General features: G+C 67.6%; 11 protein-coding genes. 3 read left to right on the top strand and 8 right to left on the bottom strand.

Annotated features, from left to right (window positions below; all coding sequences use genetic code 11):
• Positions 1-140 precede the first annotated feature (140 nt).
• Complete coding sequence (murJ, locus tag ACIPJI_RS28835; RefSeq protein ID WP_402249706.1) at positions 141-2,285, bottom strand: murein biosynthesis integral membrane protein MurJ; 2,145 nt, start codon at positions 2,283-2,285, stop codon at positions 141-143.
• Between the two features lie 45 nt (positions 2,286-2,330).
• Positions 2,331-4,658 (bottom strand): DUF6049 family protein, encoded by a 2,328-nt coding sequence (locus ACIPJI_RS28830; protein WP_402249705.1) that lies wholly within the window; start codon positions 4,656-4,658, stop codon positions 2,331-2,333.
• 178 nt (positions 4,659-4,836) lie between these two features.
• Between ACIPJI_RS28830 and ACIPJI_RS28825 the strand changes: the two genes are divergently transcribed.
• The gene (locus ACIPJI_RS28825) at positions 4,837-6,303 is read left to right on the top strand and encodes a CCA tRNA nucleotidyltransferase (RefSeq protein ID WP_402249703.1); all 1,467 of its coding nucleotides are present in this window, start codon (positions 4,837-4,839) and stop codon (positions 6,301-6,303) included.
• A gap of 93 nt (positions 6,304-6,396) precedes the next feature.
• On the opposite strand, the gene ACIPJI_RS28820 is transcribed toward ACIPJI_RS28825, so the two are convergent.
• The 4 genes from ACIPJI_RS28820 to ACIPJI_RS28805 form a co-directional block, all read right to left on the bottom strand.
• On the bottom strand, positions 6,397-6,903 hold the full coding sequence (locus tag ACIPJI_RS28820; RefSeq protein WP_307707356.1) for a hypothetical protein: 507 nt from the start codon (positions 6,901-6,903) through the stop codon (positions 6,397-6,399).
• A gap of 56 nt (positions 6,904-6,959) precedes the next feature.
• Positions 6,960-8,219: an MFS transporter gene (locus tag ACIPJI_RS28815; protein WP_356622345.1), complete on the bottom strand. Its 1,260-nt coding sequence runs from the start codon at positions 8,217-8,219 to the stop codon at positions 6,960-6,962.
• A 76-nt stretch (positions 8,220-8,295) separates the two neighbouring features.
• Complete coding sequence (locus tag ACIPJI_RS28810) at positions 8,296-9,378, bottom strand: inositol-3-phosphate synthase (protein WP_307707354.1); 1,083 nt, start codon at positions 9,376-9,378, stop codon at positions 8,296-8,298.
• Between the two features lie 60 nt (positions 9,379-9,438).
• Positions 9,439-10,152, bottom strand: coding sequence for a helix-turn-helix transcriptional regulator (locus ACIPJI_RS28805; RefSeq protein WP_356622344.1), 714 nt, complete (start codon positions 10,150-10,152; stop codon positions 9,439-9,441).
• Positions 10,153-10,511: 359 nt separating this feature from the next.
• On the opposite strand from ACIPJI_RS28805, the gene ACIPJI_RS28800 reads away from it, so the two are divergent.
• Positions 10,512-13,184, top strand: coding sequence for a transglycosylase domain-containing protein (locus ACIPJI_RS28800; RefSeq protein ID WP_356622343.1), 2,673 nt, complete (start codon positions 10,512-10,514; stop codon positions 13,182-13,184).
• Positions 13,185-13,304: 120 nt separating this feature from the next.
• The gene (locus tag ACIPJI_RS28795; RefSeq protein ID WP_402249700.1) at positions 13,305-14,846 is read left to right on the top strand and encodes a glycosyltransferase family 87 protein; all 1,542 of its coding nucleotides are present in this window, start codon (positions 13,305-13,307) and stop codon (positions 14,844-14,846) included.
• Between the two features lie 64 nt (positions 14,847-14,910).
• On the opposite strand, the gene ACIPJI_RS28790 is transcribed toward ACIPJI_RS28795, so the two are convergent.
• Both ACIPJI_RS28790 and ACIPJI_RS28785 read right to left on the bottom strand, forming a co-directional pair.
• Positions 14,911-15,942, bottom strand: coding sequence for an alanine racemase (locus tag ACIPJI_RS28790; protein ID WP_307707350.1), 1,032 nt, complete (start codon positions 15,940-15,942; stop codon positions 14,911-14,913).
• A gap of 76 nt (positions 15,943-16,018) precedes the next feature.
• A complete protein-coding gene (locus ACIPJI_RS28785; protein WP_005315017.1) occupies positions 16,019-17,137 on the bottom strand; it encodes a peptidoglycan bridge formation glycyltransferase FemA/FemB family protein in 1,119 nt (372 codons plus the stop codon).
• Between the last annotated feature and the right edge of the window lie 4 nt (positions 17,138-17,141).

Genomic DNA, 17,141 nt, shown 5'->3' with positions numbered 1-17,141 from the left:
CTGCCTCCCCATCCGTTGCGCCATGTCCAACAGCCATGCCAATTGTGCCCACAGTCCGACGCTATGCACGACACACGGGGTCCGACGATGGTTGTGCGGAACCGGCCCGCAGTCGGTCGTCGGCGTGTTTGTGACGGCGTCTAGCGGCCGAGTCGGCCACGGACCATGCCGACCATGGCGTTGAGTTCCTCGATCCGCATCCGCTTCGCAGCCACGAAGAAGACGCCCAGCAGCGCCACGCCGCCCACCACGAGCGCGACCACGGACCCCCCCGCGCCGCTGCCGAGTCCCATCAGAATGCCGTAGGCCACGGCGCCACCTGCCACCGCCGCGGGGACGGACGCCATGGACAGCCGGGCATAGGTGCGCATGACGTGGGCGCCGTCCAGATCGCCGCCGAGACGGTTCTTGAGCCTCCGCCAGGCGACGCCGACACCGACGGCGTAGGCGAGGCCGTAGGAGGCGGCCATGCCGACGACGGCCCACTGGGCGGGCAGCAGCACGTAACAGAGGGCGGACGCACCGGCGTTGACGACGGCGACGATGACCGTGTTGTAGAAGGGCGTCCGGGTGTCCTCGTAGGCGTAGAAGCCACGCAGCACCACGTACTGCACGGAGTACGGGATGAGGCCGAGTCCGAAGGCCATGAGGATGAAGCCCATGCCCCGGGCCGCCTCGGTACCCGTGGAGGCGAAGAGCAGCGTCGACATGGGCAGGCCGAGCGCGAGGAACGCGAACGACACCGGAACGATGGCGACGGCCGAGTTGCGAAGGCCCTGGGAGATGTCGTCGCGGACGGCACCGGGATCGTTGTCGTGGGCTGCGCGGGAGATGCGCGGCAGCAGGGCAGCCATGACGGAGACGGTGATGATGGCCTGCGGCATGCCCCAGATCAGCTGGGCGTTGGTGTAGGCGATGAAGCCCGCGCCCTGCTTTCCGGACGCCTCACCCGCGGCCGTGGCGAGCTGGGTGACGACCAGAACGCCCGCCTGGTTCGCGAGGACGAAGAGAACGGTCCACTTGGCCAGCCTCACGGTCTTGCCGAGCCCGTGACCCTTCCAGTCGAACCGGGGACGGAAGCGGAAGCCTGTCTCCCGCAGGTACGGGATCATCGCCAGCGCTTGGACGACAAGACCGAGCAGCGTCCCGATGCCCAGCAGCCGGACCCCCTCCGCGGGAATCGTCTGCACACCCATCTGGGATTCGGCGGAGGTGCCGTACACCCAGATGAACAGCCCGAAGGTGGTGATCATGACGATGTTGTTCAGGACCGGGGTCCACATCATCGCGCCGAACCTGCCGCGGGCGTTGAGGATCTGCCCCATGACCACATGGACGCCCATGAAGAAGATCGTGGGCAGGCAGTAGCGGGCGAACGTGACCGCGACGCTGTTGGACGCCTGATCGCTCGCGATCGTGTCCGACATCAGCCGGATCAGCAGGGGTGCCGCGAAGACCGCGACCGCGACGATCGCGCCGAGCGCCACCATCACCAGCGTGAGCAGTCGGTTGGCGTAGGCCTCGCCGCCGTCGTCGTCGTTCTTCATCGCACGGACCAGCTGCGGAACGAAGACGGAGTTGAGCCCGCCGCCGACCGTGAGGATGTAGATCATCGTCGGCAGCGTGTATGCGACGGTGAACGTGTCGCCGAGGAGCGCGGCGCCGAGGGCGGCGGTGATCACGAGACTGCGTACGAAGCCCGTGAGGCGGGAGACCAGGGTTCCGGCCGCCATCACCGCACTCGACTTCAGCAGACCCGTGGCCCGGCCCGCGGGCTTCTTGGGGGCAGGCGGCGCCGGCATCGGTTCGGGAGCGGGCGGCGGTACCGAGGACTGCTGGTCCTTGAAGAGATGAGCGAACGCGTCAGGCTCCGGCTTCTCCTCGCCGGCCCGCGTGACCAGGTCGTCGACCCCGGTGAACTGTGTGGTCCGCGCGTCGTCGCCGTACGGGAGGTGGCGGGAAGGGCCGTCGGGCTCCGGCGGCGGAGTCTGTGCCCAGATGCGGGGGTCCGGGGCGTACTGGGGCGTCGCGGGCTGCTGGTAGAGCGGCTGCGGCTCCTGGTAGGTGCCCGGGGGCGGCGGGGGGTGCGCGGACCGGTCGTAGAGCGCCTCGTTCACCGGGTCCTGGGCGGAGAGGTCCTGAGCCTGGAAAGGATCCGGGGCGTAGGCGTCCTGGACATAGGGGTCCTGCGCATACGGGTCCGACGAGGGCTGCTGTGGCAGGAAGGAGCCTGCCGGGTCACCGCCCGCGCCCTGACCGCGGTCACCGTCGTACGGCGCGTTCATGACTACCCCACCTCATCGTCCCCGGCCGACCGGCCACGACATCGCTCAACGGTCCACTTTCTCACCAGCGCCGGACGGGTTGCCGCTTTCCGGTCCGGTGTCAGGGGCGAGGTCACTCGGCTGCCCTGGATCCGAGCCGCTGCTGCCACCCTCGGTGTCCGACGTGTCCGACGGCCCGGGCTCACCGGCATCGGCGGTCTCAGCGGCGGCAGCGCGCTTGCGCTGGGTGTACATCCTGACGCCTGCGAGGACGAGTAGGAGAACACCGCCGGCGAGGACGAGCATGACGGTCGGAGTGATCTCGGAGACCCTCACCGTGAACGACATCTCAGGGCCGTACGGCGTGCCGTCCTTCGTGAAGAGCTGCGCGGTCATCTGGACCTGACCGTTGGCATTGGCGGCCGCCGGGAACTTCACCGACTGGCTGTGGCCTCCCTCGACCTTGATCGGCTGTTCCGCCATGCCCTTGTCCCCATCGAGGTGGAGACGGTTCGGGTTGTTGGACTTCAGCCGCAGCACAAGGTCGTCGATGCCCTGGACCAGCTGGTTCTGCACCGTGACCGGGATGGTCGCACTGCGACCGGACAGGGTCACATCCGACTTCTCGATCAGCCGGACCTCTTCGGTGAGGCTCCGCAGATAGGACTGGACCTCGTCGCGGTAGCGCTGAGCCGCTTCAGGCTTGCCCCGCCACGCCGTCGACAGCTCACGGTCGATGGCCCTGCCGAAGGGGGCTTCCACCCGGTCGGCGAAGGTGAGGATGACCTTGAACTTGTCCAGTGTGCTCTGCGTCGCGCTGATGTCCTCGAAGGCCTGGACAGGCAGCTCCTGCCGGCGCAGCCGGGCGGGGTACTGGGAAGCACTGGGCACCTTGGTGTTCGCCTCGGCGTCCGGTTCGGCGGACGCCGCCGCCACCAGGTCCAGCGGCTGTGTCCAGCGCTTGGGCTCGAGGGCACGCAGGGCGCGGGCCATGGACTGGGCCTGGGCCACCGTGGGCACGCGCTGCGGGGCGACGACGATGCTCCGCTGCTTCTCGGGGTCCTGGAGGGTGAGGGCCAGCGACTGTGCCAGGAATTTCTGTACTGCGAGCGTGGAGTCGCCGGCGTCCGTCATGTCGCCCTGGAAGGCGGTCGACAGGCGGGTGTCGGCGACCACGGCCGTGGTGCCGCCACCGATGGGACGGGCCGCGGTGGGGGTGTACGGCAGGTTGTCCTGGAGGCTGTCGCTCCGTGCGATCACCTTGTGGGCGCCGGCCGAGGTGGCCACGTCCACGATCGACGAGTCGATCGCGCCGTCCACCGGCCAGGCGAAATCGACGGAGGGCTTCACATGGAGAATCGTCTCCACTGTGATCTCCGCCACTTGCGTGGCCGGCTGTAGATGGCTGAGTGAACCGGAGACCGACTTGCCCCTGTGCGCCAGCGAGGCGAGATCCGGGTCCGCGAAGGGCAGGGCAACCACCTTCTTGCCCTGTACCGCGGCCTCGACAGAGCTCAGCCATCGCTTGGCGACGGCCTGGTTCCTGCCGGCGACCGTGGAGTCCCCGCTCTTGACCTCGTAGCTCCTTGTCATGGCGTCGACGGTGGCCAGAAGGTCGGGGTCGATGACCCAGGTGACCGGCAGCTCCTTGCCGAGTGACACCAACTGGTCGAGCCGTCCGCCGGGAGCAAGCTCGGCCGCCAGCGCCTCGTCCTCGAAGACGGGGGTCTGTTGTTCGTCCGAGCCGGTTTCCGATGTGAGGTGGGTCGAGGAGATCAGCGGCCAGAGATAGGTGAGCCGTGTCTTCTTCTCCGCGGCCTCCGGCTGCCAGGGAAGGAAGGTGCGCTCGATGCCGAGGACGCGCTCGAAGGACTGGCTCGAGGTCTGCCCCGTCAGGGACACCCCGAGCTCGTAGACGCCGCCGTTGTCGTCGAGATCGAGTTCGTCGGCGGGCACCGAGAGCTTGAAGTCGTAACTGATGCCCGAGGCGAGCTTCGGAAGCTCGACGCTGTACTTGTCGTCGACCGTCGGGCCGTCCACACCGTAGGTGTAGCCGGTCCTCTCAGCGGCCCGGTCGATGGCTGTTCTGCCGGCCAGCTTGGGGCCCACCCGGAGATCGACGTGTGCGCCGGTGATCGTCCGCCGGCTCTCGTTGACCACGGTCCCCGAGACCGTGATCGTGTCGTCCTGCCCGGGCGCTTCCGGCGTCACCGTGTCCAGCGACACATCCACGGTCCGGGATCCGGTGGGTTCCGCGGCCTGTGCCGCGGGTGCGGCCGGGACGCACAACAGTCCCGTCAGGAGTGGCACGCCGGTGATCAGGGAGGCTGTGCGACGCAGCCACCGGCGCGCAGGAGAACTACGCATCCCCTGGAAGTCTGCCGCCTCGGCCACGCGCTCGCCCGTCCCTCGTCGTCTGCTGTCCTTGGTGGTTCTCTGCTCTTGCGTCCACGCATGGTAACGAGGCCCGCTGTGTTCAAGTGCCGCGGAGTGCCCCACAAGATCGGACGGACCGGCGGGGCGCCGGAAACAGGGACGACCCGGTCGGCCCGGGCACGTACCCTTTTCTGTTGTGCCGAACGCCAATGAAGACAACCCCACTGCCCTGAGCCAGGTGCAACACCGCGCGGTGAGCGAACTGCTGCGGGTGTCACCCGTCGCCGACGACCTGGCGCGCCGTTTCCAGGATGCCGGATTCAGTCTTGCCCTGGTCGGAGGGTCGGTCCGTGATGCGTTGCTCGGTCGGCTCGGCAATGACCTCGACTTTACGACGGACGCCCGTCCCGAGGATGTGCTGAAGATCGTCCGCCCGTGGGCGGATTCGGTGTGGGACGTCGGTATCGCCTTCGGCACGGTCGGTGCTCAGAAGGCCGGACGTGTCGGTGACGCGGTTCAGCCTTTCCAGATCGAGGTGACGACGTACCGCTCGGAGGCATACGACCGGACGTCACGTAAGCCGGAGGTGTCCTACGGCGACTCGATCGAGGAGGACCTTGTCCGGCGTGACTTCACGGTCAACGCGATGGCCGTGGCGCTGCCGGCCAAGGAGTTCATCGATCCCCATGGTGGTCTCAAGGACCTTGCCGCGAAGGTCCTGCGCACGCCCGGGACTCCCGAGGAGTCCTTTTCCGATGATCCGCTGCGGATGATGAGGGCCGCCCGGTTCGCCGCGCAGCTCGACTTCGAGGTGGCGCCAGATGTCGTCGCCGCCATGACGGCCATGGCGGAGCGCATCGAGATCGTCTCCGCCGAACGGGTGCGTGACGAGTTCAACAAGCTGCTCCTGTCCGGACACCCCCGCAAGGGGCTGTCGCTCCTCGTCGACACCGGCCTCGCCGCCCATGTGCTGCCCGAGCTGCCGGCGCTCCGTCTGGAGAGTGACGAGCACCATCGGCACAAGGACGTCTACGAGCACTCGCTGACCGTGCTGGACCAGGCCATCGCCCTCGAGGAGGACGGGCCCGATCTGGTGCTCCGGCTCGCCGCACTGCTGCACGACATCGGTAAGCCCAGGACTCGCCGCTTCGAGCAGGACGGTCGGGTCTCCTTCCATCACCACGAGGTGGTGGGCGCGAAGATGACCAAGAAGCGCATGACGGCGCTGAAGTACTCGAACGAGATGGTCAAGGACGTCTCACGACTCGTGGAACTGCACCTGCGTTTCCACGGCTATGGAACCGGCGAGTGGACCGACTCCGCTGTGCGGCGGTATGTGCGCGACGCCGGCCCGCTTCTGGACCGCCTCCACAAGCTGACCCGCTCCGACTGCACCACGCGGAACAAGCGGAAGGCGGCAGCCCTCTCACGCGCCTACGACGGTCTTGAGGACCGCATTGCCCAGCTCCAGGAGCAGGAGGAGCTGGATGCCATCAGGCCTGACCTGAACGGCAATGAGATTCAGGAAATCCTGGGTATCGGCCCTGGCCCTGTGATCGGCAAGGCGTACGCGTTCCTTCTCGAGCTGCGACTGGAGAACGGGCCGATGGAGCGTGACGCCGCGGTGTCGGCGCTCAAGGAGTGGTGGACCAAGCAGGCCTGAGCGTGAAACGGCGCGATGTTTCACGTGAAACATCGCGCCGTCGACACGAGTCGAGTGGGCTTGTTTCACGTGAAACAAGCTCCCCAGGAGCGGCTACTTCTTGATCTCGTTCAGGCAGAGCACAAACGACTTGCCGGAGCTGCGCCGACCGCTGGTCTGCTCGTAGTAGCCGATGTCGGCCTTACCTTCGCAGACCTTCTGGTCCGTCGTGTCGCTGTGCACCGAGACCACCTTGTAGGCCGCCTCGGTGCCGCCGCAGTCGACGACCTGCAGATCCGGGTTGATGTCGCTCCCGCTGTTCTTGAGGCAGTCGCCGGCCTTCGCTGTGTCGGCATCGTCTCGGCCCATGAACCAGAACACGGCGAAAGCGATGACTGCCAGAACGCCGACGACTATCTGGAACTTCTTCTTGAGGCTGAGGCCACCGCGCGAGGGTGCAGGGGGCGGCGTCGGTGCTGTGCCCCACTGCTGTGGCTGAGGCTGTCCATAACCAGGCTGGGGCTGCTGGGTGTGCGGCTGCTGCGGGTAGCCGTAGCCCGGCTGCGGCTGCTGCGGCGGCTGCCCGTAGGGATTCTGTCCCTGCTGCGGCGGATAGGTCATGCGGGGTTCCCCCTGGGAAAGTGCTCTCGGTGTTTGACGCGGGCACGCTATAGCACTCAAGCGGCACGGCCCCAACGCACCAGGCCTGCGGCTGCCGTTGCGTAGATCCCCGCCACCATCAGGACCAGCGGAACCGACCGGCCGTCAGGGGGAAGCATCAGCGCGGCGACGCCCGCCGCGCCGACGAAGGCGACGTTGAACAGCACGTCGTAGAGGGAGAAGACCCGACCGCGAAACGCGTCGTCCACGGAGGTCTGCACCACCGTGTCCGTCGCGATCTTCGCCCCCTGGGTCACGAGCCCGAGCAGGAAGGCCGCGACAAGCATCGGGCCAGGCTGGAACGGCAGTGCCAGAGAAGGTACGAGGACTGCGGCAGCCGCCGCGCAGGCGACCATCCATCCGTACCGGCCGAGCTTCCCGATCCCCCACGGGGTCAGCACGGCCGCCGCGAAGAAACCGGCGCCCGAGGCGGCCAGGGCCAGGCCCAACAGTGCCAGTCCGTCCGACTCGTCGGTGGACCAGGAATAGCGGCACAGCATGAGCACCATCACCGTCAGCGCTCCGTAGCAGAAGCGCAGCAGCGTCATCGCGGCGAGCGCATGGGTCGCCGCGGGCCGCTGGTTCAGGTATCGCAGCCCTTCGAGCAGTCCCCGCGCCGTCGAGGCGATCGCGGCCCCCAGACGGGGCTGAACCACGTCAGGGTCCGGTCCGAGCAGTTCCCTGCCCATCCGCAGGGAAGCCAGGGCCGAGCCGAGGTAGAGCGCCGCTCCGAACAGGACCACCGCAGCGTCCGAGTCGGAGGCGACCAGTCGCACAAGGAAGGCGAGACCGCCGCCGGCCGTCGCAGCAAGCGTCCCCGCCGTGGGCGAGAGGGAGTTGGCCATGACGAGGTGCTCGGAATCCACGACGCGGGGCAGCGCTGCGGAGAGCCCGGCCAGAACGAAACGATTGACGGCCGTGACCGACAACGCGGAGGCGTAGAAGAGCCAGTCGGGGACGGAAACGAGGATCAACAGGGCAGTGCAGCAGGCGAGGAGTGCACGAAGCAGGTTCCCGTAGAGGAACACCTGGCGGCGTTGCCACCGGTCGAGCAGTACCCCGGCGAACGGACCTACCAGGGAGTAGGGGAGGAGCAGGACGGCCATGGCGGACGCGATCGCGGCCGGAGACGTCTGCTGTTCCGGGGAGAAGACCACGTATGTGGCGAGAGCGACCTGATAGACGCCGTCGGCCGCCTGTGAGAGCAGGCGCACGGTCAGCAGCCGGCGGAAGTCGGCGAGGCGCAGGAGTACGCGCAGATCACGTACGACGGGCATGCGAGCAAGGGTCACACACGCGGAGGGTCCCCGGGCGTACGACCCGGGGACCCTCCGCGACGGCAGGTGGAAACGCTTAGCGCTCGACCTCGCCCTGGATGAACTTCTCGACGTTCTCGCGGGCCTCGTCGTCGAAGTACTGCACCGGCGGGGACTTCATGAAGTACGAGGACGCGGAGAGGATGGGGCCGCCGATGCCCCGGTCCTTGGCGATCTTCGCGGCGCGCACGGCGTCGATGATGACACCGGCCGAGTTCGGGGAGTCCCAGACCTCGAGCTTGTACTCGAGGTTCAGCGGGACGTCACCGAAGGCACGGCCCTCGAGGCGCACGTAGGCCCACTTGCGGTCGTCCAGCCAGGCCACGTAGTCCGACGGCCCGATGTGGACGTTCTTCTCGCCCATGTCGCGGTCGGGGATCTGCGAGGTGACGGCCTGCGTCTTCGAGATCTTCTTTGACTCCAGGCGCTCACGCTCGAGCATGTTCTTGAAGTCCATGTTGCCGCCGACGTTCAGCTGCATCGTGCGGTCCAGGATGACGCCGCGGTCCTCGAAGAGCTTGGCCATCACGCGGTGCGTGATGGTGGCGCCGACCTGCGACTTGATGTCGTCGCCGACGATCGGGACACCGGCCGCGGTGAACTTGTCCGCCCACTCCTTGGTGCCGGCGATGAAGACCGGGAGAGCGTTGACGAACGCGACCTTGGCGTCGATGGCGCACTGCGCGTAGTACTTCGCAGCGTCCTCGGAGCCGACGGGCAGGTAGCAGACCAGGACGTCGACCTGCTTGTCCTTGAGGGTCTGGACGATGTCGACCGGCGCCTCGGCGGACTCCTCGATGGTCTCGCGGTAGTACTTGCCGAGACCGTCGAGCGTGTGGCCACGCTGAACGGTGACGCCGGTGTTCGGCACGTCGCAGATCTTGATGGTGTTGTTCTCGCTGGCGCCGATGGCGTCCGAGAGGTCGAGGCCGACCTTCTTGGCGTCCACGTCGAACGCGGCCACGAACTCGACGTCACGGACGTGGTAGTCGCCGAACTGGACGTGCATCAGACCCGGCACCTTGCCGGCCGGGTCGGCGTCCTTGTAGTACTCGACGCCCTGCACCAGCGAGGCGGCGCAGTTGCCCACGCCGACGATGGCTACGCGAACCGAACCCATTGGCGGTTGCTCCCTGTGTGTTCTCGATGTTCCGGATGAAACCCTGCGGTGCGCGGGGCTTCACTTGGCGGGGTCGTCGGACGGATCCGGCGGGGTGGAGTCATCGGGAGGCGTCCCTCCGGAAGACTCGGCACCCCTGTGCCGGGGCAGGCCGCCCGTCGCTCCAGATGTGTTGTCCTGCTGCGCGGTGCTCTCGGGCGAGGATCTCTGATCCCGCCCTGTCCGCTCGCTCTCGATGAGCTCGTTCAGCCAGCGCACTTCACGCTCCACGGACTCCATGCCGTGCCGCTGCAGCTCGAGGGTGTAGTCGTCGAGACGCTCGCGAGTGCGGGCCAAGGAGGCACGCATCTTCTCCAGACGCTCTTCCAGCCGGCTGCGGCGGCCTTCCAGCACCCGCATCCGCACTTCGCGCTCCGTCTGCCCGAAGAAGGCGAAACGGGCCGCGAAGTGCTCGTCCTCCCAGGTGTCCGGGCCGGTGTGGGAGAGCAGCTCCTCGAAGTGCTCCTTACCTTCCGCCGTCAACCGGTAGACGATCTTGGCGCGCCGGCCGGCGAGCGAGGCTGCGAGGGCGTCCTCGGGAGCGTTTCCCGGTTCCTCGATCAACCAGCCGTTGGCGACCAGCGTCTTGAGGCAGGGGTAGAGGGTCCCGTAACTGAAGGCCCGGAAGATCCCCAGTGACGTGTTGAGCCGCTTGCGCAGCTCGTAACCGTGCATCGGGGCTTCGCGGAGCAGACCGAGGACGGCGAACTCGAGGATGCCGGAGCGCCTGCTCACAGTCGCCTCCCTCGCCCGTCCCGGTCGTGTATGCCGTGCTGATGTATCGACTCGATACATCAGCACGATAGAACGGCTCGAGTGTCCCGACAAGAGCGGCCATGGTGAGCGGCGTCACATCGTCAATTCCTAGGGAGAGAGTTGCCTGAAATGGGGTGAACTTCAGACCTAGGGGGGTTTTGGCCGTGCGTAGTCTGTGCGGATGCAGACCACCGGGAACCATGTGACGTCTCCATGCGTCATCGCCGTGGATGCACAGCGGATGAGCCCTTGCCAGAGCTCGTCCGTATCCATTTCGGGGGGACCGGAACTCAACTGCCGCTTCCAGGCGTCTCGCCTGCCCGAGGAGTAGTCGTTCGATGAGCGAGCACCGTCGCAAACCGCCGCAGCCACAGGGTGGCGGGCGCGCCGCGGCCAGACGCGCCGCCCAGCAGTCTTCAGGCCGCCGGGGCGTCCCACCCCGGGGCGCCACGTCGGCCTCACCTGCCGCTTCACATGGTGAGGAACGGCCCTACAGCAGTCGCGCCGAGGCGCGCCGCGCCGCACAGCGCGGCGGCGGCCGTCGTGGCGGAGGCGGCGGTGACGGCGGATACGACGGTGCCGGCCGCCGTGGTGGACGGCCGGGTAAGAAGAGGCTGATCGACTACCCGCGCCACAACAAGTACGGGTGGCGGCGCTGGGTGCCCTCCTGGAAGCTCGTGACCGGGCTGTTCCTCGGGTTCCTCGCCAGTCTGATGACGGCGGGCACCATCGCCTACGCCATGGTGGGCGTGCCCGAGCAGGCATTGATCGCCGGGGCGCAGAACAACGTCTACTACTGGGACGACGGCACCCAGATGGTGGCCACCGGTGGTGAGGTCAACCGGCAGATCATCCCCATCTCGAAGATCCCCATCGAGATGCAGAACGCCGTCATCTCCGCGGAGAACAAGACCTTCCGCGAGGACTCGGGCATCGACCCGATGGGCATCGGCCGGGCCGTGTTCAACATGGCGCGGGGCGAGCAGACCCAGGGTGGTTCGACGATCACCCAGCAGTATGTGAAGAACGCGCGGCTGGACAACCAGGACCAGACCCTCAGCCGTAAGTTCCAAGAGCTTTTCATCTCCATGAAGATCGACTCGGAGATGAAGAAGGAAGACATCATGGAGGGGTACCTCAACACCTCCTACTACGGTCGAGGCGCCTACGGCATCCAGGCCGCAGCCCGCACGTACTTCAACAAGGACGCCGACAAGCTCAACGTGAGCCAGTGCGCGTTCCTGGCGTCGCTCCTCAAGGGCGCGACCTACTACGACCCGGCCGGCGCCACGGCGATCGACCCGTCGGCGACGGAGGAAGCCAACACCAAGCGGATGAAGATCCGCTGGAGCTGGATCCTCGACGAGATGGTCAAGGACAAGTACCTCGACGCGGCGGAGCGCCAGAAGTACACGGAGCTTCCGACGTCGGAGTCGCCCCGTAAGAACGCTCAGCTCGGCGGCCAGATCGGTTATCTGGTCGACCTGGCCAAGGCCAACTTCCTGAACAACTACGACAAGGAAGTCGACCTGTCCAAGGGCGGCTACGAGATCTACACGACCTTCAACAAGAAGCGCGTCGCGGCCCTCGAGAAGTCGGTCCAGAAGGTCCGCGAGGAGAACATCGACCCGAAGAAGCGCCCGAAGACGGACACGCACGTCCAGTTCGGCGGCGCCTCGGTCGAGCCCGGGACGGGCAAGATCGTCGCGATCTACGGCGGTGAGGACGCCACCAAGCACTTCACCAACAACGCCGATGCCACCGGTGCCCAGGTCGGATCGACGTTCAAGCCCTTCGTCCTCGCCGCCGCCATGCGCGACGGCGTACGTAACCCCGAACTCGGGGTCGAGCAGGGACCCGACGACCGCCGGATCGTCGACCCCGACAAGAGCCGGTACAGCGGCAAGAACGGGCTGAAGGTCAGGGACTACGACGGTTCCATCTGGCGCAACGAGGAAGGGAAGGAGTGGAATCAGACCAACGACGGTCAGAAGAGCTACGGCAACATCAGCCTGCGCGAGGCGATGATCCGCTCCGCCAACTCCCCCTTCGTCCAGCTCGGCATGGACATCGGCATCCCGCAGGTCAGGGACGCCGCCATCGACGCCGGTCTGCTGGAGTCCAGCCTGAGCAAGTCGAACGTCCCCTCCTTCTCGCTCGGCATCTCCGAGCCCAGCGCCATCCGTATGGCAGGCGCCTACGGGACCTTCGCCGCCGAGGGTGAGCAGCGTGACCCGTATTCGGTGACGAAGGTCAAGCACGAGGGCCTGACCGTCTACGAGCACGAGGACAAGGCCGAGCAGGCCTTCGACAAGGACATCGCCAACAACGTGACCGATGTCCTCAGGGACGTCGTCGAGGATCCTGAGGGCACCGGCAACAACGCCCAGGTCGCGGGACGGCAGGTCGCCGGCAAGACCGGTACGACGGACGGCAACAAGTCGGCCTGGTTCGTCGGCTACACGCCCCAGCTGTCGACGGCCATCGACATGTACCGCCTGGACGACAACGAGAAGAACAAGAAGCGCGAGTTTCTTGAGATGTACGACACCGGTGGTCAGAAGAAGATCCACGGTTCGTCGTTCCCGTCCGAGATCTTCCAGGACTACATGACGGAAGCGCTCAAGGGCACCAAGGTCCTCAAGTTCCCGAAGCCGGAGCCGATCGACGGTGAGGCGGTCTGGGGCGGTGGCGCCAAGAGCCCGTCCCCGACGCCGAGCCCCAGCCCGTCCGAGTCTCCGTCCCCGTCCACGTCCCCCTCCCCGTCCCCGTCCCCGTCCACCAGCCCCGGGCCCTCGCAGTCCTGCAACCCGTGGGAGGACTGGACCTGCGGCGTCGACGGTGGAGGCGGCAACGGCGGTGCCGACCAGGGCGGGGTCAACGGCGGCGTGACGTCGAGCCCGTCGACATCACCCGGTACCGATGGCGGCGCCGACAGCGGCGGTGGCAACGGGAACGGCGGCGGCAACGGCGGCGGCGGCCTCTTCGGAGGCACCGACGGCGAAGGCTGACGGTCACCCCGCACCGGCCATGACGAGGCCGCCGCACCGGGAAAGGATCGGCATTCGTGCCGAGCCCCTGGGGCGGCGGCCCTCGTCGTATCCCCCTCCCCGTACGGCAGGATGTGCACCATGCCCAGCGCAGAAGAGACGAGCGTGTACGAGGAACGGCCTGACGTACGCCCCGAGGCTCCCGACGTACGCCCCACACGGCGTGACCGGATCGCCGCGGCAGGCAGTGAGCTGATCGGCGGCCCGGCCGGGCGCTGGGCGTCACGCACCGGGGGCGGTCCGCTCACACCGGTGCGTGTGGTGGCGCTGGTCGCCATCGGCATGTTCGCGCTGGGCATGGTGCAGAAGCTGCCCTGCTACAACTGGGCGTGGTTCAGGGGCACCAGCTCGCAGTACACCCATGCCTGCTACTCGGACATCCCGCATCTGTTCGTGGGCCGCGGCTTCTCCGAAGGTCTGATCCCGTACTTCGACCGGCTGCCCGGCGACATGGAGTACCTCGAGTACCCCGTACTGACGGGCCTCTTCATGCAGGTCGCCTCCTGGATCAGCCGCATCGGCGGCGGCTCCGGCCTGGCACAGCAGCAGATGTACTGGATGATCAACGCGGGGCTGCTGATGATCTGCGCCGCGGTCATCGCCGTCTGTGTCGCCCGCACGCACCGCCGGCGCCCCTGGGACGCGCTGCTCGTCGCTCTCGCCCCTGCCTTCGCGCTGACGGCCACCATCAACTGGGACCTGCTCGCGGTGGCTCTCACCGCCGCGGCGATGCTGATGTGGTCACGCGGCCGGGTTCTCGCGTTCGGTGTCCTGATCGGACTCGCGACCGCCGCCAAGCTCTATCCGGTGCTGCTGCTCGGGCCTCTGCTCGTCCTGTGCTGGCGGGCGGGCAAGTGGCGGGAATTCCTCACGGCGACATTCGGCGCGGCGGCAGCCTGGCTCGTGGTCAATCTGCCCGTGATGCTGTTCGCGCCGGAGGGCTGGAAGAAGTTCTACACGTTCAGCCAGGAACGCCAGGTCGACTTCGGATCGTTCTGGCTGATCATCACGCAGCGCACCGGCGAGTCCATCGACGTCGAGAACGTCAACACCTACGCCACCCTGCTGATGATCCTGGCCTGCGCCGGCATCGGCCTGCTCACGCTGAGGGGACCGCGCCGCCCCCGCTTCGCCCAGGTCGCCTTCCTGGTCGTGGCCGCGTTCATCCTCACCAACAAGGTCTACTCGCCGCAGTACGTGCTGTGGCTGATCCCGCTCGCCGCCCTCGCCCGTCCCCGCTGGCGTGACTTCCTCATCTGGCAGGCGTGCGAGGTCATGTACTACCTGGGCATCTGGATGTACCTCGCCTACACGACCAGCCCCAAGCACCAAGGGCTGCCGCAAGAGGGCTACCAGCTGGCCATCGCGCTGCATCTGCTCGGGACGCTGTACCTGTGCGCCGTGATCGTGCGCGACATCCTCATGCCGGAACGCGACGGGGTTCGTCAGGACGGCTCCGACGATCCGGGCGGGGGTGTGCTCGACGGCGCTCCGGACGCGTTCGTGCTGGGGCCCGCGGCCCATCCGCCGCGGCACGCCGCTCACGCCGAGGAAGGTCCGCGCGTGGAGTGGGGCGTTCAGGCCCGGAGCGGGACGGACACCGGCCCGCATCCTTCCGTCTGAAGCCCTCCGCGGGCTCGGCAGGGCGCGTCCGTCCCCCGGGCAGGCCAGGGGGGACGAGGGCCTGCTAGCGGTCCACCAGCCGGTCGAACTGGGTCGTCGTGTGCCTGAGGTGCGCCACCAGCTCGTCACCGACCTTCGGCTCCTGCGCGTCGGCGGGCACGAACAGGATCGAGACCTGCATGTGGGGCGGCTCGGCGAACCAGCGCTGCTTGCCCGCCCACACGAACGGCGACAGATTGCGGTTGACCGTCGCCAGACCCGCCCGTGCTACGCCCTTCGCACGCGGCATCACACCGTGCAGCGCCTTGGGCGCCTCCAGGCCGACACCGTGCGACGTGCCTCCCGCCACCACGACGAGCCAGCCGTCAGAGGCGGCCTTCTGCTGGCGGTAGCCGAAACGATCCCCCCGGGCCACACGGGTGACGTCGAGCACGGCGCCGCGGTACTCGGTGGCCTCGTGGTCGCCCAGCCACAGCCGCGTGCCGATCCGCGCGCGGAAGCGGGTCTGCGGGAACTGCTGCTGCAGCCGGGCCTGCTCCGGGGCGCGCAGATGACTCACGAACATCGTGTGCAGCGGCAGCCTCGCCGCGCGCAGCCGGTCCATCCAGCCGATGACTTCCTCGACCGCGTCGGATCCGTCGGTCCGGTCCAGCGGCAGGTGCAGGGCGAAGCCCTCCAGCCGTACGTCCTCGATGGCGGCGTGCAGCTGGCCGAGGTCCTGCTCCGAGATGCCGTGGCGCTTCATCGAGCTCATGCACTCGATGACGACGCGGGCTCCCACCAGCGCGTGCACGCCGTCGACCGAGGAGACGGAGCGGACCACCCTGTCGGGCAGCGGCACCGGTTCCTCACCGCGCCGGAAAGGCGTGAGCACCAGGAGATCGCCGCTGAACCAGTCCTTGATCCGTGCGGCCTCGTACGTCGTGCCCACGGCGAGCATGTCGGCGCCGAAGCGTGACGCCTCTTCCGAGAGCCGCTCGTGGCCGAAGCCGTAGCCGTTGCCCTTGCAGACCGGGACGAGACCGGGGAACTGGTCGATCACCGACTTCTGGTGCGCCCGCCAGCGAGCGGTGTCGACGTAGAGGGAGAGCGCCATGGCCGGCCCGGAACCTTTCTGGTGGCTGCGGTGTATCAGAGATATGTACGAGACTACGGAGTCGGCCGCGGCGTCGTCAGCGACGCGACATGTAGATGTCCAGCGCCTTGTGGAGGAGCTTGTTCAGCGGGAAGTCCCACTCACCGACGTACTCGACGGCCTCGCCGCCGGTCCCGACCTTGAACTGGATCAGGCCGAAGAGGTGGTCCGTCTCGTCGAGCGAGTCGCTGATGCCCCGCAGGTCGTAGACCGTCGCGCCCATGGCGTAGGCGTCGCGGAGCATCCGCCACTGCATCGCGTTCGAGGGCCGGACCTCGCGCCCGATGTTGTCCGATGCGCCGTACGAGTACCAGACATGGCCACCGACGACCAGCATCGTCGCCGCGGACAGGTTGACGCCGTTGTGCCGCGCGAAGTACAGGCGCATGCGGTTCGGGTCCTCGTTGTTCAGCACCGTCCACATGCGCTGGAAGTACGAGAGGGGGCGCGGCCGGAAGCGGTCCCGCTCAGCAGTGATCTCGTACAGCCGCTGCCACTCGGCCAGGTCCTCGTAGCGGCCCTGCACGACCTCCACACCGGCCTTCTCGGCCTTCTTGATGTTGCGCCGCCACAGCTGGTTGAAGCCCTTGAGGACGTCGTCCAGCGAGCGGTTGGCCAGCGGCACCTGATACACGTAGCGGGGCTGGACGTCGCCGAAACCGGCGCCGCCGTCCTCGCCCTGCTGCCAGCCCATCTTCCGCAGCCTGTCCGCCACTTCGAACGCCCGCGGTTCGATGTGCGTCGCTTCCACGTCGCGCAGCCGCTTCACGTCCGGGTCCTGGATACCGGCCTTGATCGCCGGCGCGTCCCAGCGGCGGATCACGACGGGCGGCCCCATCTTCACCGAGAACGCGCCCTGGTTCTTCAGGTGCGCCAGCATCGGCTGGAGCCAGTCGTCCAGGTTGGGGGCGTACCAGTTGATCACCGGGCCCTCGGGGAGGTACGCCAGGTAACGCTTGATCTTGGGGAGCTGGCGGTAGAGCACCAGGCCCGCGCCGACGAGCTCGCCGTTCTTGTCGAACCAGCCGAGGTTCTCGGAGCGCCATTCCGTCTTCACGTCCGCCCACGCCGGGACCTGGCAGTGACTCGCCGAGGGCAGGGTCTGGATGTATGCCAGATGCTGCTCACGACTGATGGTCCTCAGGGTCAGGCTCATGCGG

It is taken from the genome of Streptomyces sp. NPDC086835 (assembly GCF_044745705.1).
GTDB lineage: Bacteria > Actinomycetota > Actinomycetes > Streptomycetales > Streptomycetaceae > Streptomyces.
This window is presented reverse-complemented; position numbering and strand designations above follow the sequence as displayed.